Annotated in this window: 24 protein-coding genes; 13 read left to right on the top strand and 11 right to left on the bottom strand. The window is 49.8% G+C overall.

Going from position 1 to position 19,854, the window contains the following annotated elements:
• The first annotated feature begins 222 nt into the window (after positions 1 to 222).
• From J4613_RS04860 to J4613_RS04835, 5 genes are all read left to right on the top strand, one after another.
• Positions 223 to 1,041, top strand: a complete 819-nt coding sequence (locus J4613_RS04860; protein ID WP_023238927.1) for a hypothetical protein — start codon at positions 223 to 225, stop codon at positions 1,039 to 1,041.
• 748 nt (positions 1,042 to 1,789) lie between these two features.
• Positions 1,790 to 2,209 carry a translesion error-prone DNA polymerase V autoproteolytic subunit gene (locus J4613_RS04850; protein ID WP_000394197.1) on the top strand — a complete coding sequence of 140 codons (420 nt, stop codon included), beginning with the start codon at positions 1,790 to 1,792 and terminating at the stop codon, positions 2,207 to 2,209.
• 2 nt (positions 2,210 to 2,211) lie between these two features.
• On the top strand, positions 2,212 to 3,480 hold the full coding sequence (locus J4613_RS04845) for a Y-family DNA polymerase (protein ID WP_086812112.1): 1,269 nt from the start codon (positions 2,212 to 2,214) through the stop codon (positions 3,478 to 3,480).
• A 455-nt stretch (positions 3,481 to 3,935) separates the two neighbouring features.
• A complete protein-coding gene (locus J4613_RS04840; RefSeq protein ID WP_000208509.1) occupies positions 3,936 to 4,148 on the top strand; it encodes a cold-shock protein in 213 nt (70 codons plus the stop codon).
• Between the two features lie 10 nt (positions 4,149 to 4,158).
• Positions 4,159 to 4,347 (top strand): hypothetical protein, encoded by a 189-nt coding sequence (locus J4613_RS04835; RefSeq protein ID WP_024131163.1) that lies wholly within the window; start codon positions 4,159 to 4,161, stop codon positions 4,345 to 4,347.
• A gap of 259 nt (positions 4,348 to 4,606) precedes the next feature.
• On the opposite strand, the gene ompC is transcribed toward J4613_RS04835, so the two are convergent.
• Positions 4,607 to 5,818, bottom strand: a complete 1,212-nt coding sequence (gene ompC / locus J4613_RS04830) for a porin OmpC (RefSeq protein ID WP_017465542.1) — start codon at positions 5,816 to 5,818, stop codon at positions 4,607 to 4,609.
• Between the two features lie 649 nt (positions 5,819 to 6,467).
• Between ompC and drpB the strand changes: the two genes are divergently transcribed.
• The 4 genes from drpB (at position 6,468) to J4613_RS04810 (ending at position 9,509) form a co-directional block, all read left to right on the top strand.
• On the top strand, positions 6,468 to 6,779 hold the full coding sequence (gene drpB / locus J4613_RS04825; RefSeq protein WP_000107435.1) for a cell division protein DrpB: 312 nt from the start codon (positions 6,468 to 6,470) through the stop codon (positions 6,777 to 6,779).
• A 79-nt stretch (positions 6,780 to 6,858) separates the two neighbouring features.
• Positions 6,859 to 7,554, top strand: coding sequence for a phosphohydrolase (locus tag J4613_RS04820; RefSeq protein ID WP_000377038.1), 696 nt, complete (start codon positions 6,859 to 6,861; stop codon positions 7,552 to 7,554).
• Positions 7,555 to 7,627: 73 nt separating this feature from the next.
• Complete coding sequence (locus J4613_RS04815) at positions 7,628 to 9,058, top strand: DNA cytosine methyltransferase (RefSeq protein WP_001623639.1); 1,431 nt, start codon at positions 7,628 to 7,630, stop codon at positions 9,056 to 9,058.
• Entirely contained in the window at positions 9,039 to 9,509 is a 471-nt protein-coding gene (locus J4613_RS04810; protein ID WP_000785978.1) for a very short patch repair endonuclease, read from the top strand. Before J4613_RS04815 ends, J4613_RS04810 begins: the two co-directional genes overlap by 20 nt.
• Here J4613_RS04810 and yedA read toward each other — a convergent pair.
• Positions 9,498 to 10,418 (bottom strand): drug/metabolite exporter YedA, encoded by a 921-nt coding sequence (gene yedA, locus J4613_RS04805; protein WP_001212263.1) that lies wholly within the window; start codon positions 10,416 to 10,418, stop codon positions 9,498 to 9,500. The two genes, J4613_RS04810 and yedA, sit on opposite strands and share 12 nt — an antisense overlap.
• Positions 10,419 to 10,587: 169 nt before the next feature.
• Here yedA and J4613_RS04800 point away from each other — a divergent pair, with 169 nt between their 5' ends.
• The 3 genes from J4613_RS04800 (at position 10,588) to dgcQ (ending at position 13,644) form a co-directional block, all read left to right on the top strand.
• On the top strand, positions 10,588 to 11,505 hold the full coding sequence (locus tag J4613_RS04800) for a DUF808 domain-containing protein (protein ID WP_176203387.1): 918 nt from the start codon (positions 10,588 to 10,590) through the stop codon (positions 11,503 to 11,505).
• A gap of 76 nt (positions 11,506 to 11,581) precedes the next feature.
• Positions 11,582 to 11,767, top strand: coding sequence for a YodC family protein (locus tag J4613_RS04795; RefSeq protein WP_001521741.1), 186 nt, complete (start codon positions 11,582 to 11,584; stop codon positions 11,765 to 11,767).
• A gap of 164 nt (positions 11,768 to 11,931) precedes the next feature.
• Positions 11,932 to 13,644 carry a cellulose biosynthesis regulator diguanylate cyclase DgcQ gene (dgcQ, locus tag J4613_RS04790; protein ID WP_001119834.1) on the top strand — a complete coding sequence of 571 codons (1,713 nt, stop codon included), beginning with the start codon at positions 11,932 to 11,934 and terminating at the stop codon, positions 13,642 to 13,644.
• Here dgcQ and J4613_RS04785 read toward each other — a convergent pair.
• Together J4613_RS04785 and yodD are read right to left on the bottom strand one after the other, a co-directional pair.
• On the bottom strand, positions 13,623 to 14,438 hold the full coding sequence (locus tag J4613_RS04785; protein ID WP_000948794.1) for a mannosyl-3-phosphoglycerate phosphatase-related protein: 816 nt from the start codon (positions 14,436 to 14,438) through the stop codon (positions 13,623 to 13,625). The genes dgcQ and J4613_RS04785 overlap by 22 nt on opposite strands.
• A gap of 309 nt (positions 14,439 to 14,747) precedes the next feature.
• A complete protein-coding gene (gene yodD / locus J4613_RS04780; protein WP_000844798.1) occupies positions 14,748 to 14,975 on the bottom strand; it encodes a YodD family peroxide/acid resistance protein in 228 nt (75 codons plus the stop codon).
• A gap of 128 nt (positions 14,976 to 15,103) precedes the next feature.
• Here yodD and dsrB point away from each other — a divergent pair, with 128 nt between their 5' ends.
• Positions 15,104 to 15,298, top strand: coding sequence for a protein DsrB (dsrB, locus tag J4613_RS04775; protein ID WP_000867218.1), 195 nt, complete (start codon positions 15,104 to 15,106; stop codon positions 15,296 to 15,298).
• A 38-nt stretch (positions 15,299 to 15,336) separates the two neighbouring features.
• On the opposite strand, the gene rcsA is transcribed toward dsrB, so the two are convergent.
• From rcsA to fliM, 7 genes are all read right to left on the bottom strand, one after another.
• Positions 15,337 to 15,960 (bottom strand): transcriptional regulator RcsA, encoded by a 624-nt coding sequence (gene rcsA, locus J4613_RS04770; protein WP_000103974.1) that lies wholly within the window; start codon positions 15,958 to 15,960, stop codon positions 15,337 to 15,339.
• Positions 15,961 to 16,241: 281 nt separating this feature from the next.
• Positions 16,242 to 17,036, bottom strand: a complete 795-nt coding sequence (gene fliR / locus J4613_RS04765) for a flagellar biosynthetic protein FliR (protein ID WP_111742318.1) — start codon at positions 17,034 to 17,036, stop codon at positions 16,242 to 16,244.
• Positions 17,037 to 17,044: 8 nt separating this feature from the next.
• Positions 17,045 to 17,314, bottom strand: a complete 270-nt coding sequence (gene fliQ, locus J4613_RS04760) for a flagellar biosynthesis protein FliQ (protein WP_000187355.1) — start codon at positions 17,312 to 17,314, stop codon at positions 17,045 to 17,047.
• A 9-nt stretch (positions 17,315 to 17,323) separates the two neighbouring features.
• Complete coding sequence (fliP, locus tag J4613_RS04755; protein ID WP_001253411.1) at positions 17,324 to 18,061, bottom strand: flagellar type III secretion system pore protein FliP; 738 nt, start codon at positions 18,059 to 18,061, stop codon at positions 17,324 to 17,326.
• The gene (gene fliO / locus J4613_RS04750) at positions 18,061 to 18,438 is read right to left on the bottom strand and encodes a flagellar biosynthetic protein FliO (protein ID WP_000978276.1); all 378 of its coding nucleotides are present in this window, start codon (positions 18,436 to 18,438) and stop codon (positions 18,061 to 18,063) included. The genes fliP and fliO overlap by 1 nt, the downstream gene beginning before the upstream one ends.
• Complete coding sequence (gene fliN / locus J4613_RS04745; protein ID WP_001282111.1) at positions 18,438 to 18,851, bottom strand: flagellar motor switch protein FliN; 414 nt, start codon at positions 18,849 to 18,851, stop codon at positions 18,438 to 18,440. Before fliN ends, fliO begins: the two co-directional genes overlap by 1 nt.
• Positions 18,848 to 19,852, bottom strand: a complete 1,005-nt coding sequence (gene fliM / locus J4613_RS04740) for a flagellar motor switch protein FliM (protein ID WP_000502811.1) — start codon at positions 19,850 to 19,852, stop codon at positions 18,848 to 18,850. Before fliM ends, fliN begins: the two co-directional genes overlap by 4 nt.
• Between the last annotated feature and the right edge of the window lie 2 nt (positions 19,853 to 19,854).

Genomic DNA, 19,854 nt, shown 5'->3' with positions numbered 1-19,854 from the left:
GCTGTACTGCTATCAGTATAAAGATAATTTCAGTTGTCCAGATGAATCATTTTTAAAACTATTTGTATTAACAGGGTTTATTCATTTATTGAATGGATGCGTGCTCGTTTGGTCTTGTCATCTTGACGCTTTGAGATCACATATTCTATTCTATCATAGACAGCAGGGGAAATTAGCTGCTGGGATCGATTTTTGATTAATAAAATACTGGATGGAACCACGATGCAATTACCAGAACAGGATGAGTTTTTTGATTTTTTTGCTGCCAATGATGATGAACAAGCCTCTTTAAGGCGTAAATTTTTTTTGGAGAAACATAAAGAGCCGTGGCTGTCTGAGTCTGCATTAGAGGACTACCAGGCGCTGTTTATGAGTATCTACGGAATTAATATTGACTGGAAAGAGGGAACTTTTAGCCTGCTTGAGGCACTTTCAGATAATCAGGGAGAGAAGCCTGTCACGGTCAAATTCGATTATGATAGTGAGATTGAAACAGCAACGATAAATTTGGTTGATGCGCAGTATGTGTTTCATCACTACCCAATGGGAAGTGATGGTTTTGATGCAGAGCTGGTGCGCATTGAGCATATATTGGCTAATAATGGATATACTTTGCGGGTATATCAGAACAGCACTTTTAGTGATACATTATCGTTCTTACTCATTCCGTCAGATGAGTGGAAACGTGTTGAACAGCGTTATAGCCCAGAGCATATTTCTGCATACTTCGTTCCGTATGGAAAACAACTTGTTATTCCTGAGGTTGCTGCTCCAGTCGTAAATTATGTGCCATCCGTTAAACAAGAAACATCAAATGTCCCTGCGTTGTTTAATGCTCGGGGTATCCGTATTTATTTTTTAAGTATAATGCTAATCGCATTTGCAATTTATATTTTGTGGAATATCCTGACGAAAATAGAACCTTTATCATCAGGCCAACCTGCTGGCTGTGAAAATGTACAAAATTTATACTCAAAATTACGTCCAGAAGTAGCCGAGCCATTAAAAGAAAAAATGCGTAAGAGTTTGGGCTGTAAATGATAAATTTTCAGTTTAAGAAAATTACACTAATGGATAGGTAATAGAGATATATTTAATTTGATATTGTGTTATCGAAATAGTAATAACAGATAATATACATATTCTTGCGGTGGTGGATGAAGCGATTTTTATCTTATTTGTACAGGAAAAGAAAAAGAGTTTTTTAGCTGCCATGACTCTTATTAATTTTGTTGCCGTAAATCAAAAATACTACGCTTTTAATTTGTTGTCAGTGTTTATCATGGTGTTCTGGTCAGTTATTCTTATTTCCAATATGCAAACTGATATTAATCATAATGAAAAATAAAACTATTTTTTGTGTCTGTTATATTTTTAGTAAATTCATGAAGCTCGCTGTACCCCATCGGGATTCACAGTGATGTCACTCGCGGCGACTTAACGCCGTCGTCCTCGGTCATCGTCGCACCCGGCCTGTTGCCCGACATGTTCCCCTGTAGACATGGGCGCAGGGCGAAAGATTAATTGCTGTCAGGGAAACGCGCTGGCGCGTGGCGATAACTTACGCTGCGGGGCTGTCGACGCTGTACAGAAAATGTGGCCTCCAGACTGGCTAAAATATGCACACATGACAATACAACCGGAAAATTTACAAAACGCATAATTTGAACTGAGAGAGAAACTTACAAACGAAGCGACGAAGATTTCAACAGCCGCAGCGACTCCAGTATCTTGCGCGCATGTTTAAATAATACTACTGTATATAAAAACAGTATTCGAGGTATGGATTATGGAATTTTTCAGACCTACAGAGTTGCGCGAAATTATTCCTCTCCCATTTTTCAGTTACTTAGTGCCGTGTGGATTCCCCAGCCCCGCAGCGGACTACATTGAGCAGCGTATCGATCTTAATGAGTTGCTCGTTTCTCATCCCAGCTCAACATATTTTGTCAAAGCCACGGGTGATTCAATGATTGAAGCAGGCATCAGCGACGGCGACCTGCTGGTGGTGGATAGCTCACGGAACGCTGACCACGGTGACATTGTAATTGCGGCAATTGAAGGAGAGTTCACCGTAAAACGGTTGCAGTTGCGCCCGACAGTGCAGTTAATCCCCATGAACGGCGCCTATCGACCTATACCTGTCGGCAGTGAAGACACGCTCGACATATTCGGGGTGGTGACCTTTATCATTAAAGCGGTCAGTTGATTATGTTCGCGCTCTGCGATGTTAATAGCTTTTACGCCTCCTGCGAAACGGTCTTTCGTCCTGATTTATGTGGCCGACCAGTGGTGGTGTTATCAAACAATGATGGCTGCGTTATCGCGTGTAGCGTCGAGGCGAAACAGCTCGGTATCGCACCAGGTGAGCCATACTTCAAACAGAAAGAACGCTTCCGGCGATCCGGTGTTGTTTGCTTCAGCAGTAATTACGAGCTTTACGCTGATATGTCGAACCGGGTAATGACCACACTCGAGGAGATGGTGCCGCGGGTAGAAATTTACAGCATTGATGAGGCCTTTTGTGATCTGACGGGGGTACGAAACTGCCGGGATCTGACAGATTTCGGGCGTGAGATAAGAGCGACGGTCCTGAAGCGCACGCACCTGACTGTCGGTGTAGGCATTGCCCAGACGAAAACCCTTGCCAAGCTGGCTAACCATGCTGCGAAAAAGTGGCAGCGCCAGACCGACGGGGTGGTTGACTTGTCGAACATCGATCGCCAGCGTCGGCTGCTGGCCCTGATACCCGTGGAGGATGTCTGGGGTGTCGGCAGGCGCATCAGTAAGAAGCTCAATGCCCTGGGCATCAAGACTGCTCTCGATCTCTCTGAACAAAGTACCTGGATCATCAGGAAACACTTCAATGTCGTGCTGGAGCGTACCGTGAGAGAGCTTCGCGGAGAGCCATGTCTGGAGCTCGAAGAGTTTGCGCCGGCAAAGCAGGAAATCGTTTGTAGTCGCTCTTTCGGCGAGCGGGTCACAGACTATGAGGAAATGCGCCAGGCTGTTTACAGCTACGCTGCGCGCGCGGCAGAAAAACTCCGCGGCGAGCACCAGTACTGCCGTTTCATTTCAACATTCGTCAAAACATCACCCTTTGCCCTGAACGAGCCCTACTACGGTAACAGCGCCGCGGTGACGCTTCTCACCCCCACGCAGGATTCACGCGACATTATCAATGCGGCTGTGAAATGCCTGGATAAAATCTGGCGCGACGGCCATCGCTACCAGAAAGCGGGGGTGATGCTGGGTGACTTCTTCAGTCAGGGCGTAGCGCAACTCAACCTTTTCGACGATAACGCGCCGCGCGCCGGTAGTGCGAAGTTGATGGAAGTACTGGACCATCTTAACGCAAAAGACGGGAAGGGGACGCTGTACTTCGCTGGGCAGGGGATGTCGCAACAGTGGGCTATGAAGCGAGAAATGCTTTCGCCTCGGTACACCACAAGATACTCTGATCTACTGCGTGTTAAGTAACTTGTGCGATCAATGCATGAGATAGTTGCCAAATCATCCCCGTTCTCTAACCGGTTTTGGTCGCACAAGATCACAGGAACCTCTCACGATGAGGCGCATGTATCCTGGTTTACGACATCAGGAAATGTGGCGCGTTTATTGCCAGGTAGGCGTTGTGAGACGTCACTTATTTACGCCAGGTTTCAGCCGTAGCGCCGGGCATGGATAAAAAGAGTATGGCAATCAGCGTGATAATGCTAAAAAAACAATTAATATTTTTTTAACAAAACTAAAGCTTGCTATGTTCTGTTAACCGTGCGTTAATGGTTGTGCGGTTTGATACAAACTTATCTGAAGTAGTGATTGTAATATTTCTCATCATTTGTTCCTCTTGAGATCTCCTTTAGGTTTTTTTCTCTCTGATAATTTTCTTCAGGCCATTTTGCCCAAGGGCTCATTCGAAAGGTAACAATATTATGACGACGAAAATCACTGGTTTAGTAAAATGGTTTAACCCTGAAAAGGGCTTTGGTTTCATTACGCCTAAAGATGGCAGCAAAGATGTGTTTGTGCATTTTTCAGCCATTCAAAGTAATGAATTCCGCACTCTGAATGAAAATCAGGAAGTGGAGTTTTCAGTAGAGCAGGGACCAAAAGGTCCATCAGCGGTTAACGTTGTGGCGCTTTAAGGCAACTGATATTACTAATAAAATTCACTTCCGGTGTCCATGTTGCCATGGTTCACAATACAGAACATCGACATTCGATGTTACTGAGCAAAACCCGTTTGGCGCGAAATGTATTTTTTGTAAGTCAACCATGATCACTTTTGATAATGTTGGATTATACATTCGCTCAGGGCAGGTTCCGCTAGATTTTAGAAAATAATTCATATTAGCTCCGTACAGGAGCTTTTTTATGCCCGGATGATTATCATCTATAGACGCTGACATCCATCATCTATAGTGGCATTTACCTTTCCCCAAAGGTGTTATTTCTCTTGCAGACAGCGCCTGAAAAAAGCGACGTTGTCCTCATCTATCCAATGAAACCAGGTCACCTGTCTTTGCGCCGTTATCCGTTATTTAATTCTTGCCCTATAATAACAAGCCCGCGCTAAGCACGGGCTTGACTAACATAAGGCGTCTTAGAACTGGTAGACCAGACCAACACCTACGATATCATCGGTTGCAATACCGTTGTTTGCGTAGAAGTCATCATCTTCGTCCAGCAGGTTGATTTTATAATCAACGTAGGTGGACATATTTTTGTTGAAGTAGTAAGTCATACCAACGTCAACATATTTAACCAGATCTTTGTCGGTGTAACGATAGTTACCATGGCTATCCATATCCTGGCCGCCTAAATCTTTGCCCTTAGACTGCAAGTAGGCGATGGACGGACGCAGACCGAAATCGAACTGATACTGCGCAACCACTTCAAAGTTCTGGGTTTTGTTAGCGATACCGCCGCCACCCAACTTACCGTCTGCAGAGTGATAGTCGCTGTCTCCATAAGAGGTCATATTGCGGGTTTCAGAGTACATCGCCGCCAGGTATACGTTATAGGCGTCATATTTGACACCTACGGTCCAGGCTTCGGCAGTTTCACCGCCGGCATCATTGTTGCCATAGTAACGATGACCATCACCATATCCATTACCTACTTGGGCATCGGTACGGTCAGAACTTGAATAAGCAGCTCCCAGGCTTAACCCGAAGTCAAAGTCATAAGAGGTAGAGAGGCCGAAACCGTCACCGTTTTCTTTATTTGTACCGCGGTTAGTTCCATTACCGGAGCCTTCCTGGCCAAATCCGTTATTGCCACTTTCGTTATTACCCTGGTATTGCAGCGCGAAGTTCCAGCCTTCCACCAGGCCGAAGAAGTCGGTGTTACGATAGGTGGCCAGGCCGTTAGCACGCTGAAGCATATATACATCGGTCTGGGTATAAGTATCACCGCCGAATTCCGGCAGCACATCGGTCCAGGCTTCAACGTCGTAGATAACACCATAGTTACGGCCATAATCGAAAGAGCCGTACTCGCCGAATTTCAGACCGGCAAAGCCCAGACGAGTCCAGGACGTATCCCTGTTACCTTCAGTGCCACTCGCCTGCATGTTGTATTCCCACTGACCATAGCCGGTCAGCATATCGTTGATCTGCGTTTCGCCTTTAAAGCCAATACGGGCGTAGGACTGGTCGCCGTCGCTGCCTGCATCGTCAGAGAAGTAACGCAGACCATCAACTTTGCCGTACAGGTCGAGTTTGTTGCCATTTTTATTATAAACTTCAGCCGCATTTGCTGCGCCTGCCACTAATAACGCCGGGACAAGCAGTGCCAGAACTTTTCTGTTCATTATGTATTCCCTTATGATAATAATTTATATGAATATGTAGCCACTTCAACAAAACTACAAATTGATACTATTCTATGGAGTTCATGGAATTTAAAAAATAACATGTAACAAAGGTATTTAAAATATTTCAATTTGTTTCTGTTTGGTTTTTTATAATACAGAGTATATAAGTAATTAAGAATATATATTCTATAATTATCATTTTTTATCAATGGGTTATGTGTTTTGGTTTGATGGCTGTTGGCGTGAATATAATTTGTTTTTTATATGCATTTGATGCTTTGATTATGAAAAAGCATAAAAAAAACCGGCATAAATGCCGGTAATGTGGGTAATGATAAAATAAATGATAAAAGGCTAATAACCGAATCATTCTGACATTTAATGCTAATAAAATAAAACGCTATCGCGGTGCGTAAAAATAAGTTGTTCTGGTTATAGGTTATTCTGCATCAGAGTGCGATTCAATCACCATTCCCTTATTTAACAGCAGGTTCAGCGCCAGACGTAACATTAACTGAGAATAAACTATTTGTGGAATGAATAGCCAGAACAGGTGGATGAGGTATTCCATGGTCGAAATGTGATTAATATCACATTATAATGTAATTAATGTCATATGACTTACATCACAAAAGCGGAGTAAAGTTTGAGTACCAGGGAGGACAACGCCACCCGTAGCATGGGCGGTAAATTAGCGTTATGGGTTTTTTATACCTTTTGCGGCTACTTCATCTGGGCGATGGCGCGTTGCGTGTGGCTGATGTCCGCCATACAAACCGAGCCGGTTCTCGGCCCAATCAGCACTCCTGGCAGCGCAACGGAAAAATGGCTTAACGCGCTTTCGCTGGGCGTCGTCTGGCTTATTCTGGGGAGTATTGCCTGGTACACCCGGCCTCGCAAAAACAGGGGGTATCCCGCCGACACTCAGCCAGAAACGCGCAAGCACGCAAGGATGTAAAGTGGTGGCGGATATGTCAGGATAGCGAACCCTGTGCTCAGGCATGTAATAAAAATGGTCTGCTATAAAGAGAGGGCGTATGGACTCAGGATACTGGCAATCGCAGTTTGAAGACTGGCTACGTCACCACCACCAGGAACAGGATGCCGCCCATGACATCTTCCATTTTCGTCGTGTTTGGGCAACCGCGCAAACGCTCGGGGAAAACAGTCCTGTCGACTGGCTGGTGGTGCTATCGGCATGTTATTTCCATGACATCGTCAGCCTGGCGAAAAATCATCCGCAGCGGCATCGTTCTTCCATTCTGGCGGCGGCAGAAACCCGGCGTATTTTTCTGCGGGATTTTCCTGACTTTCCGGCAGAAAAACTGGCGGGCATTTGTCATGCTATCGAAGCGCATAGTTTCAGCGCAAAAATTGCGCCCACCACGCCAGAGGCAAAAATCGTGCAGGATGCAGACAGGCTGGAGGCGTTGGGCGCCATTGGTCTGGCGCGGGTCTTCGCGGTCTCCGGCGCGCTGGGCGTCGCGCTGTTTGATGCCGACGATCCCTTTGCCGACAGACGGCCTCTTAACGATAAGCAATTCGCGCTCGACCATTTTCAAACCAAGCTGCTGAAACTGCCGCTGACGATGCAGACTGAACGGGGCAAGTGCCTGGCGCAGCGTAATGCGGATTTTCTGGTGTCGTACATGGCGAAACTGAGCGCTGAGCTGAAAGGCGACTATGAAACACGGGATGAGGCGGTCATCCAGATGTTTGCTACGCATCAGTAACCCCTGCCGCTGAAACGTAAACCGCGTCATTTTATGTTAGTCTGTCGGCAATTATTTTTGGCCGGTTAAATGTATGCAGGAAAATATTTCAGTAACACACGCCCGGAACCTCATCGCCGACGACGCCGGAAGCGAGATCCAGGCGATGCTGAGTCAATTGCTGGAAATCTATGATGTTAAAACGCTGGTGGCGCACCTTAACGGCCTGGGCGAGCAGCACTGGAGCCCGGCCATCTTAAAGCGCGTAATAATGAACGCGGCATGGCATCGTTTGAGCGACAATGAACTCACCTGTCTTAAAACAGAGTTGCCGACGCCGCCATCGCATCATCCACATTACGCCTTTCGTTTTATCGATCTCTTCGCGGGCATCGGCGGCATTCGCCGCGGATTTGAAGCGATAGGCGGACAGTGCGTGTTTACCAGCGAATGGAATAAGCACGCGGTACGGACATATAAAGCGAACTATTTTTGCGATCCGCTGCAACATCGCTTTAATGAAGATATCCGCGATATCACGTTGAGCCACCGGGAAGGGGTCAGCGATGATGAGGCGGCGGAACACATTCGCCAGCATATTCCGCAACATGATGTCCTGCTGGCGGGCTTTCCCTGTCAGCCATTTTCTCTGGCGGGCGTTTCCAAGAAAAATGCGCTGGGCCGCGCCCACGGCTTTGCCTGCGAGACTCAGGGGACGTTATTTTTTGATGTCGTAAGAATTATCGACGCTCGCCGCCCCGCGCTGTTTGTGCTGGAAAACGTGAAAAACCTTAAAAGTCACGACCAGGGCAACACCTTCCGCATTATTATGCAAACGCTCGATGAACTGGGATATGACGTGGCGGATGCCGCTGACAATGGCCCGGACGATCCGAAAATTATCGACGGGCAGCACTTTCTTCCTCAGCATCGGGAACGTATTGTGTTGGTGGGCTTCCGTCGCGATTTAAACCTGAAAACCGATTTTACGTTACGCAATATCGCCCGTTGTTATCCACCGCGCCGTCCGACGCTGGCAGAACTGCTGGAGCCCGTCGTCGAAGCCAAATATATCCTGACGCCGGTGCTGTGGAAATATTTATATCGCTACGCGAAAAAGCACCAGGCGCGGGGAAACGGTTTTGGCTATGGCATGGTTTATCCTGACAATCCGGAAAGTGTGGCGCGCACGTTATCTGCTCGCTACTACAAAGATGGCGCCGAAATTCTGATCGATCGTGGTTGGGATATGGCGAAAGGCGAAGTGAATTTCGACGATGCTGGCAACCAACAACATCGTCCCCGCCGACTCACGCCGAGAGAGTGCGCGCGTTTAATGGGATTTGAGGCGCCTCAAACGTACCAGTTCAGGATACCTGTCTCGGATACGCAGGCCTATCGCCAGTTTGGCAACTCCGTGGTGGTGCCGGTATTTGCCGCGGTAGCAAAGCTGCTGGAACCCAAAATTCACCAGGCGGTGACGCTGCGTCAGAGAGAGACGGTAGATGGCGGACGTTCACGATAAAGCCACGCGCAGTAAAAATATGCGCGCGATAGCGACCCGCGATACGGCTATTGAAAAACGTCTTGCCGGCCTGCTAAGCGCGCAGGGGATTACGTTTCATACTCAGGACGCGACATTACCGGGCAAGCCGGACTTTGTGGTGAATGACTATGATTGTGTGATTTTTACTCACGGCTGCTTTTGGCATCATCACCACTGTTATCTGTTCAAAGTACCGGCCACGCGAACGGCTTTCTGGCTGGAAAAAATCGGTAAGAACGTTGAGCGCGATGAGCGCGATATTCAGCGTTTACAGGCGCTTGGCTGGCGGGTGCTGATCGTCTGGGAGTGCGCCTTGCGCGGGCGAGCGAAATTGAGCGACGCGGCGTTGGCGGAGCGCCTGGAAGAGTGGATCTGCGGCGGCGGCGCCAGCGCGCAGATCGACACCCAGGGGATTCATCTACTGGCGTGAATCTTCCGTTTTACACGGCGTGACCACCGCCCTGGCGGGAAACAGGTACTTACCCAGAGTCACCAGCACTACGGCAAACACAATCACACCCAGCGCGGCCCATTCAACGGGCGATAACCTCTCGCCGCCCAGGCCAGTGCCAAGCAACACGGCGACAACCGGATTCACATAGGCGTAGCTGGTCGCCAGCGCCGGACTGACGTTGCGAATCAGGTACATATAGGCATTAATGGCGATAATAGAACCGAACAACGCCAGGTAGCCGACGGCCATAAACCCCGATAAGCCAGGCAGCGTGGCGAGCTTTTCGCCGGAAAGAAATGCCGCGCAAAGCAATACCACGCCCGCCGCCAGCATTTCAATCGCGCCCGCCATCATGCCCACAGGGAGGGCGATGCGCGAGCCGTAAACGGAACCAAATGCCCAGCTCATCGAACCTATCAGGATCAAAATCGCGCCCCACGGATTGCCGCTTAAGTTGCCGCCGCTGTTCAGCAGAATAATCCCGGCAAGTCCAATGGCAATCCCCACCCATTCTAATTTGCGCGTTTTAATACCAAAAAAGTAGCTAAAGCACAGCGTAAATAGCGGGACAGTGGCGACCACGACGGCAGCAATGCCCGATGGCACGTTTTGATGCTCCGCCACCGTCACCAGGCCGTTACCCACCGCCAGCAGCAGTAGACCAATCAGCGCGGCGTTGATGGTCTGGCGCAGCGGCGGAAGTTTTTCGCCGCGCAGCAGCAAAAACGCCATGAGCAACATCCCCGCCGAGAGAAAACGTACGCCTGCCATCATCAGCGGCGGCCAGCTTTCAACGCCTATGCGGATAACAAAATAGGTAGACCCCCAAATGATGTACAAGGCAAAAAGCGCGCCAAAAAGAGGTAATAACTGCCGGAAACGCATAATCACTCACGGTGAAATAAAAAGGGTGGATATAGTAAACGTCAAAATTATTATGCTGGCGAGCATTATAATTGTCCTTTTGGAATAAAAAGGCGTTGACCCGCGCCGCCGGTTTCGGCATTACGCATTTTGCTACATACTTAACGTCTTAGAAGAAAAGACCGAGGAAATCATTTTGGCAGGAAGTAGCTTACTGACATTACTCGACGATATCGCCACGCTGCTGGACGATATTTCGGTAATGGGCAAATTGGCCGCGAAAAAAACCGCGGGCGTACTGGGGGATGACCTGTCGCTCAATGCGCAGCAGGTGACCGGCGTTCGCGCTAATCGCGAGCTGCCGGTGGTATGGAGCGTGGCGAAAGGATCATTAATCAACAAGGTTATTCTGGTGCCGTTGGCGCTGCTGATAAGCGCATTTATCCCGTGGGCCATCACGCCTTTATTAATGTTAGGCGGCGCGTTTCTCTGCTTTGAAGGGGTAGAAAAAGTCCTGCATACCTTTGAGGCGCGAAAACACAAAGAAGACCCGGCGGAGCGGCAAAAACGTCTTGAGGCGCTGGCTGCACAAGATCCTTTGGCCTTTGAAAAAGATAAAGTAAAAGGGGCGGTCCGTACCGATTTCATTCTGTCCGCTGAAATTGTGGCCATTACCCTGGGGATTGTCGCGCAGGCGCCGCTGCTTAATCAGGTGTTGGTGCTGGCGGGGATTGCGTTGGTTGTGACCATTGGCGTGTATGGCCTGGTGGGTATTATTGTCAAACTGGATGATATGGGGTACTGGCTGGCGGAAAAGCGTAGCGTGCTGGCGCAGGGCGTCGGTAAAGGATTGCTGATTATCGCGCCCTGGTTAATGAAAGCATTATCCATTGTCGGTACGCTGGCGATGTTTCTGGTCGGCGGCGGGATTGTCGTACACGGTATTGTGCCGCTACACCATGCCATTGAACATTTTGCGCAGCAGCAGGGGGCTTTCATGGCGCATACGATCCCTGCGGGGCTGAATCTGGTGCTCGGCTTTATTATCGGCGCCATTGTGGTGGCGCTGGTGAAAGGTGTGGCGAAAATTCGCGGTGTTTCGCACTGATTTTCTACAATGAATTATGCAAAATTGCCCATCCTCGTCTAAGGTGAAAACGTTTCATCTGATACAGGAGGCAGGTATGGTCTTTTCTGTCAGTGAGGAAGTTACCGTGAAAGAGGGTGGGCCCCGGATGATCGTCACCGGTTATTCCAGCGGAATGGTAGAGTGTCGCTGGTATGATGGTTTTGGCGTAAAGCGGGAGGCATTCCATGAGAATGAGCTCGTGCCAGGCAAGGAAAGGCGCGGGCGGGACGAAGCCCGATGACAAAACGCCCGGTTAATGCCGGGCGTTTTGCTGTGGAGAAAAAGAGTCGTCGCGCTGCGACATGCTGCTACCTGGTTATGCCAGGATTGAGTGGTATCCCTTGATGAGGTCTGGCTACCGTAAGCCATCAGGGGGAGTTGTATCAATAACCAGGAGTTACCAGGGTGCCGCACGAAACACTGTTAGACAATCAAGGCTGGTTTAAAAAGCTGGCGCGGCGTTTTGGTCCCGGTCATGTCGTCAACACCTGTTTTCTGATCGTGATGCTGTTCTCGACGCTACTTACCTGGCGGGAAGTGATGATACTGAAAGACGCGTATGTCGCCAGTCAGCGCAATCATCTGGGGAGCGTCGCGAATGTCCTTGACCGCCAACTGCAATTCAACATGGACAGGTTGATCTTTTTACGCAACGGTATGCATGAAGCGCTGGTGGCGCCGCTGGCTTTTTCCGCATTGCAAAGCGCGGTGACGCAGTTTGAGCAACGACGCGTCAGACATTTCTGGCAACTGGAGCTGGATAAGCGGCGGACATTGCCGTTATATGGCGTTTCCGATCAATTTGTCGCCCGGACGACGCTTCTTTCGCGGGAGAGTCGTGACCTGGCAAATGAATTAACCGCCACGCTGGAGTTAGGGTATCTGGCGCGTCTGGCGCGCTCATCCGCCATGCTGACGCTGGAGACGATGTATGTTTCTCGCTCAGGGTTTTACCTCTCAACTCTCCCTACGGCGTACGGTAGCGATATTGTCTCCCGTTACTATCAGTACGTGACCCAGCCCTGGTTTATCGAGCAAAGCCAACGGCGTAACCCACAGCGCGGCGTGCGGTGGTTTACCTCCGCACAGTCCTATGTTGCTGACGAGCAGAAAAAAGTGACAGCCAGTCTACCGCTGGATCACGATAATTACTGGTATGGCGTACTGGCAATGGATATTCCCGTCGCGTCATTACAGCGGTTCCTGCGCGATGCGGCCGAAAAGGATATTGAAGGGGAATATCAGCTATACGATAACCATCTCCGTTTGTTGACGGACTCCGCGCCGGAACAACAAACCGCGAATACGTTAAATGACCGTGAGCGCGCCTTACTGGCGCGTGAAATAGAAAAAGATACCCTGGGCGGGCTGCGTTTAGGAACGCATTATGTAAGCTGGGAGCGGCTGGATCATTTTGATGGTGTCCTGCTGCGCGTGCATACATTACGTGAAGGCATACAAGGGAATTTTGGCAGTATTAGTATCGCGCTGACGCTGTTATGGGTGCTTTTTACGGCGATGCTGTTGATCTCCTGGGGCGTTATTCGACATATGGTCAAAAATATGTTTGTTCTGCAAAATTCGCTGCAATGGCAGGCATGGCACGATCCGCTGACCCGACTATATAACCGTGGCGCGCTGTTTGAAAAAGCGTCCAGGCTGGCAAAGCGCTATCGGGAAGCCCGCCAGCCATTTTCTGTGATACAGCTGGATTTAGATTATTTTAAAAGCGTTAACGATCGCTTTGGTCATCAGGCAGGCGATCGCGTGTTGTCCCATGCCGCTGGGCTCATTGGCAGCACCATTCGAGCGCACGACATCGCCGGACGGGTAGGGGGCGAAGAGTTTTGTATCGTGCTGCCCGGCGCGACGAAAGCGCAGGCGCTGCAGATTGCCGAACGCATACGCCAGCGCATTAATGACAAAGAGATTCTGGTGACGAAAAGCACGACGCTTCGTATCAGCGCGTCAATGGGGATCAGTAGCGCGGAGGAATACGGCGACTATGATTTTGAGCAGTTGCAGTCGCTGGCCGACAAACGGCTTTATTACGCCAAACAGTCCGGACGTAACCGTATTTGCGCCAGCGACGCGACTCAGGAGCGGGAAAAGAAATAGTCCATTCCTTCGCGCCAGCCATCCGGCCCTTCGTTCTGGCTACGGTAGACGCGCTGAGGATCGTCGTTACGCAAATGTACGCCCTCCCGGTTTAGCCCTTTGACGACAACCGCATAATCCATCACATCCAGTAAAGGCGCATCATTGGGGCCGTCTCCTAGTCCCAACGTCAGAGGACGCGCGCGCCACTGCCGACGATATGCTTCAATCAGCCAGTTGGCAGCCTGATCTTTACCAGCGGAGGCGTCCAGCACATGCCAGAAACGGGCGCCATGGACAAATTGCAGTCCCAGGTCATTTAAACGGGCGACAAACTGCGCCATGCGTTCATCGCTATCGCGCCAGATCAGCGACACCGACGCTTCATGCAGACGGGTTAGGGCAGACTGTGCCCGGTTTAGGCCCGTCCATTCGCTTATCACCTGATCGTCAACGTCATCAAACGTGGTGAACTTAAACTGTTCCTTTTCACGCAACTTATGCAGGACGAGGCGGATTTCGTTGTGAGAAATACCGGCTATCAGGCGGGGATAGTTGGGATGGTCTTCCCAGTGAACGTCCAGTTGGATCACCGCGCCGTTTTCCGCAATCAGCGGCAGTCCCTGTAGATTTAACGTCGTCTGGAGCTGGAGCATTTCAGCCGCGGTTTTACTGCTACAGAGGATCACGGGCACGCCGCTTTCATGCAGGCGTGTAAGCCAGGGAGCCGCGGGCTGCCACTCAAACGTGTGGCTGTTCAGCAATGTGCCGTCCAGATCGGTAAAAATCAGCAAGGGGTCATGGATTGAGAGCATTTTTTCCTCATTTTCCGTTGCAACGGCGGGCTTATTTCCAGGAAAAGTCCTAAAGCACACCCGAAAGAAGTCGAACGCTAACTGGAACCGATCCCGTCGCTTCCAGGCAGCACATGCGTTGTCACACTTTTGCTACCGAACTATTAGCGCGCTTAATCATTCATGTAAAAAATATTTACTTGTCATGCAAAAAAATTGCAGATAAGGTAAATCTCACATCAGATTTCCTGGTGTAACGAATTTTCAAGTGCTTCTTGCATAAGCAAGTTTGATCCCGACCCGTAGGGCCGGGATTTTTTTCGGCCATTCTTAACGGTTTACTTCTGTTACACTAAAATCATGAATATCCAGCTCGAATGCTTCAGCTAATTCATGCCATGTATGATATTCCCGTCCGTCTACGCTCACCCGCTCAGGATCTTCCTGGCTACGGTGAACCTCGCTTTCGCTGATTTCATTGATGGCCGCCAGTAGCGCATCTACATCGACGCTCACTTCGCGCTTGGCCGTATCACTGTACTCTTTTGCCGTTTTCATCTTCACTACCTCACGGGTTCCTGACAGCCTAAGTATAGACCGTTGAGAAAACCAGCAAACACGCCGGCAAGGCGCTGTCAGACGCAGAAAATTGTTCTACACTGGCACAAAGCGACAGGAGGAAAATGATGAAGGTGAATGATCGGGTAACCGTTAAAACGGACGGCGGTCCCCGCCGACCGGGCGTGGTACTGGCAGTGGAAGAATTTAGTGAAGGCACAATGTACCTGGTTTCGCTGGAGGATTACCCGCTCGGCATCTGGTTCTTCAATGAGTCAGGTCACCAGGATGGTATTTTTGTCGAGAAGGCGGAGCAGGACTAATTGAGCCGGACTGGAGGTACATTGCCAGTCCGGATGTCTCAGCGCATGTTAACAAAAATGCCGTTAGTGACGTTATCTGTCAGCCGTACTACGTGATAGATCACTTGTTTATTATGCGTTTTTATCTTTCTTTTTATATTCCCCTTATGGGAGGATACTGTTTTTGCTTTAATATTCATTCTGTCAGAAATCTGAATGGTTCCCTGACCTTCCATCCACATTCGCAACATGCTGGATTCAGTTCGACTTAACGATAATGTTGGTAAATTTATGGTTCCTGAAATACCCGACTCTTTTTTCAGAATATCGCCAAGAAGGGTATCCAGCGAGTCAGGTTTAATCGATTTCGAGCTAATCAATAAGTTTTTTCTTACTAATAAATATTCATCAAAATGCACATTAGCAATTGCCATAAAAACAATAAATAACGTGTCAGGATGTTGATTAATGATTTGCTTTATTTGTTGACTGTCTGAAGGCGTATGAATGAAACAGTCCTCATTAATAAACACCACCGAAGGCTGATGCGCGCCACAAGCGATAGCGAGTTCGTCAACGGTTTCGATGTCGTTGATTTCCCTTTTTTTCACCCCTCTGCTGACCAGATACCCGCTTAACCCTAGCCGGGTGTAACTGCACAAATCCATAATAATCGTTGACATGGCATACCCTCACTCAATGCGTAACGATAATTCCCCTTACCTGAATAACTCACCATAATCAGACGGAACACGAATAGTCACCTTAGACAACGCTTACGCGGTTTTTCAGGCGAACTTACTATCCCGTAAAGTTACATATAATTTGCCAGGAATCATCTTAAAGTAAAGTGAATGTTGCGTTATGTGAGTGAAGTAAAAACAAATAAGGGGCAGTGGATATATCCTGGTGAATGTTTTTTAAAATTTATTTTCGGATAAACCTTAGTAAAACAGGATAAAAATTATGGGTTATTATTTATCGGCATCTCGCTAACAATATCAGCAAGCAAATTGAAAATTTCGCTGAATAAATATTCGCAAAACGGCGCAATTAATGGCATTAGCGCGGCCATCAGCATAATGCCGACGGTGAGGGTAAGCGGGAAACCGATAACAAATATCGAGAGCTGCGGCGCCATGCGGTTTAATAGCCCCAGCGCCAGGTTGAGCGTAAGCAGGAGGGTAATGACCGGCAATGCCAGCATCAGTCCGTTTAAGAAAATGAGCCCTCCGGCCCTGGCGAGCGCCATAAATGCATTACTGTTCACCGGGTTACTACCGATGGGCAGAGTGTGGAAGGTATCGACCAGCAGCGAAATAAGCCACAAATGGCCATTAAAGGTGAGAAACAGTAGCATGGCGAGCATATCCATAATACGCGCCAGAACCGGCATATTCAGGTGGCTGCCCGGGTCGACGAAGGTGGCAAAGGAAAGCCCCATTTGCAGACCGATAAACTCACCTGCGGTACGCACCGCCGCAAAGGCAAATTGCATGGTAAATCCCAGCGCAATACCGATCAGAATTTGTTGCATCGCCAGCCATAAGGCGGCAATAGAAAAAAGCGGCGTATCGTTTGCCGGTAGCGACGGCGCGATAACGAGGGTAATCATTATTCCCAACCCCAGTTTTACCCGCTTGGGAATAGCGCGCTCGCTGAGAATGGGTGCCGTTGAAATCAGCGCCAGTACGCGCAGCAAAGGCCAGAAATAGAGATGCAGCCAGTATAGCCATTGCTCGCTTGTAACCTGTATCATCGTTCTGTTTATCCGATGATATAAGGTAAATTGCTGAACAGAGTGCGTACGTAGTCCAGCAGCAGGTTGAGCATCCACGGGCCGGCAACGATAATTGCGATGAATACCGCGACGATTTTAGGGATAAACGACAGCGTCATTTCATTAATCTGAGTCGCGGCCTGCAAGATGCTGATAATGAGGCCGGTAATCAGCGCGACGAGTAACAGCGGCGCAGCCAGGGCGAGAGCGACTTTCATCGCCTCGGTCCCCATCATCATGACGGATTCAGGAGTCATTTTGCGCCTCTAACTGTAAAAGCTTTGGGCCAGCGACCCCACAAGCAATTGCCAACCATCGACCAGCACAAACAGCATCAGCTTAAACGGCAGGGCGATTGTCGCTGGCGGCACCATCATCATCCCTAACGCCATCAGTACGCTGGCGATCACCAGGTCGATAATCAAAAAAGGGATGAAAATCGTAAAACCGATCTGAAACGCCGTCTTTAATTCGCTGGTGACATAAGCGGGCAGGAGGATACGCATCGGTACTGCTTCCGGTCCCTGTAACGGACCGCTATTGGCCAGACGGGCAAACAGCGCCAGATCGGCTTCGCGGGTTTGGCGCAGCATGAACGCGCGTAACGGTTGCGCGCCTTTATCCAGCGCTTCCTGCATAGAAATTTTCTGCTCGCTAAACGGCTGGTAAGCATCCACGTAAATCTTGTCAATGACGGGCGACATAATAAAAAAGGTCAAAAACAACGCCAGTCCGAGTAACACCTGATTTGGCGGTGCCGAGGGCGTGCCCAGCGCGTTACGCAACAGGCCAAAAACAATGATGATACGCGTGAAGCTCGTCATCATCAGTAAAATCGCCGGCAGAAACGTCAGCGAGGTGATGAAAACCAGCGTCTGGACGGATAATGACCAGCTTTGGCCTCCGCCCGCTAATGGTTGGCTGATAAGCCCCGGCAGTTGCGCAGCGGCGGCGGGACTAAAAAGCCACAGACCCGCCAGAGAAAGGAATAACAAACGGCGCATCAGGATCTCCCGGAACGCTTGAGTAAGCTCTTCATCATGTTCTGGAAATCCGCCGGTGGGGCAACGGGTGCTTCCGTGTCATTCTCCGCGGGCGGCAGGGTGTGCAGCAGGTTGATCTGCGAGGCGGTCACGCCCAGTACCAGGCGCGCATTTTCGACCTCGACAATCACCACGCGTTCGCGTGGGCCAAGCGAGGCGCTGGCTGACACCTTGAGTCCCCGGACGCTATTTCCTTTTGGTGCGAATCCCATACGCTTAATCACCCAGGCCGCCGCCAGAATGAGCGCAATAATGCCAATTAATGCGCCGCTCACCTGCATGAGCGGCGATCCGGCTGGCGCGGTGGGCTGAGAAACCGTGGCCTCTGTCTTCATCATTAACGACTCAAACGACGCATACGCTCGGATGGCGTAATAATATCGGTGATACGTACGCCGTATTTATCCGCCACAACGACCACTTCACCCTGGGCAATCAGGTAGCCATTAATCAGAATATCCAGCGGCTCGCCCGCCAGCCCGTCCAGCGCGACGACCGACCCCTGCGTCAGACGCAGCAGTTCTTTAATGGTCATTCGCGTGCGGCCCAGCTCTACGGTCAGTTTAACCGGGATATCCATAATCAGATCGATATCCTGCATAGCACCGCTGACATCGCCGCCGCCAAGCTGTTGGAAAACCGCGTCGGCGGCGCTTTTATTGGTGGTCGCTTTTTGCTCGTTTAACGCGTCAGCCCACAGATCATCCAATGCGCCAGTATTCTCATCGGACGGATTATTCATGTCACTCATTTGGGCTGTTCCTCATTCAGCGAATTCAAAATTGGGTTGATCAAATGTTCTACGCGTAGCGCATACTGTCCGTTTACGGTGCCATATTGGCTGGTGAGTACCGGAACGCCGTCCACATGAGCAATAATGCGGTCGGGTTTTTCAATCGGCAGTACATCGCCGGGTTTCAGCTTCAAAATCTGGGAAAGACGTAACGGAATATCGGCAAAATTGGCTACCAGCTCCAGTTCAGAGTGCTGAACCTGGCGGACCAGGTTATCACGCCAGTTCTGATCTTCATGGCGCGAGTTTTCCAGCGGCGGATTCACCAGCAGCTCACGCAGCGGCTCGATCATGCTAAATGGCAGACAGATGTTAAATTCACCGGTCAGATTGCCGATCTCCACATGAAACGGCGTATTAACGACGATATCGTTCGGCGAGGTGGTGATATTGGTAAATTTCACCTGCATTTCGGAACGCACATACTCCACTTCCAGCGGATTAATGGCTTTCCATGCGTCGCTATAGCCTTCCAGCGCCAGTTTCAGCATACGGTTGATGACACGCTGTTCCGTATGGGTAAACTCGCGGCCCTCGACTTTGGTCGGAAAGCGGCCGTCGCCGCCGAACAGGTTATCGACGGCAATAAACACCAGACTCGGCGAGAACACCACCAGCCCGGTGCCGCGTAGCGGCTTCAGGTGGATCAGGTTCAGGTTGGTCGGTACCGGCAGGTTACGCGCAAATTCGTGATACGGCTGAATACGTATGGCGCCCACGGTAATATCCGGGCTGCGGCGCAGCAGGTTAAATAATCCCATCCGGAACTGGCGTGCGAAACGCTCGTTAATAATCTCCAGCGCCTGCAAGCGTTCACGCACGACGCGACGCTGGGTATTGGGATCGTAAGGGCGAATATCGCTATCGCTTGCGATACCGGGAGTGGGTTCGTCTTTGGTGTCGCTGTCGCCGTTCAACAGCGCATCGATTTCAGCCTGAGAAAGAATACTATCGCCCATAT

This window comes from Salmonella sp. 32020114201800008SM (genome assembly GCF_017572025.1).
Taxonomy (GTDB): domain Bacteria; phylum Pseudomonadota; class Gammaproteobacteria; order Enterobacterales; family Enterobacteriaceae; genus Salmonella; species Salmonella enterica.
This window is presented reverse-complemented; position numbering and strand designations above follow the sequence as displayed.